Genomic DNA, 561 nt, shown 5'->3' with positions numbered 1-561 from the left:
CATAGGAGCCTGGTCCATGGCGACCGCCGGCAGCCGTCCCTAGGATCGACGCATGACAACTTTCCGCGGCATACCGGCCGGCGCCTTCGAGTTCTACAAAGAGCTGCAGGACAACAACAACCGTGAGTGGTGGCTGGAGCATAAGGACAGGTACCAGGAGCTGGTCCGGGAACCCATTACTCTCCTGCTTGCGGAACTGGAGCCCCGGTTTGGCCCGGGCCGCATTTTCCGGCCCAACAGGGACATCCGGTTCTCCCAGGACAAGTCGCCCTACAAAACGGCACAGGGTGCCTTTGCTTCCATCCAGGAAGGGATGGGCTACTACCTGCAGGTCACCGCGGACGGGTTGCTGGTGGGCGGCGGCTACCACTCTCACACGCCTGCCCAGCTGGTGAGGTACCGCAACTCGGTTGATGCGTCCGGGACCGGAGAGTCACTCCGGCACATCATCGACGCCGTCAGCGCTGCCGGTTTTGTGGTGGAGGGAGAACAGCTCAAAACTGTCCCGCGCGGGTACCCCCGGGACCACCCCCGGGGCGGGCTGCTGAAGCACAAGTCCCA

At 63.6% G+C, this 561-nt stretch carries 1 protein-coding gene; it reads left to right on the top strand.

From position 1 onward, the window contains the following. Positions 1 to 52: 52 nt before the first annotated feature. A partial coding sequence (locus CXQ89_RS17875) for a DUF2461 domain-containing protein (protein ID WP_104162206.1) occupies positions 53 to 561 on the top strand: 509 nt, incomplete at its 3' end.

The sequence above is a fragment of the Arthrobacter sp. ZGTC212 genome (assembly GCF_002929255.1).
Classification (GTDB): Bacteria; Actinomycetota; Actinomycetes; order Actinomycetales; family Micrococcaceae; genus Arthrobacter_B; species Arthrobacter_B sunyaminii.
This window is presented reverse-complemented; position numbering and strand designations above follow the sequence as displayed.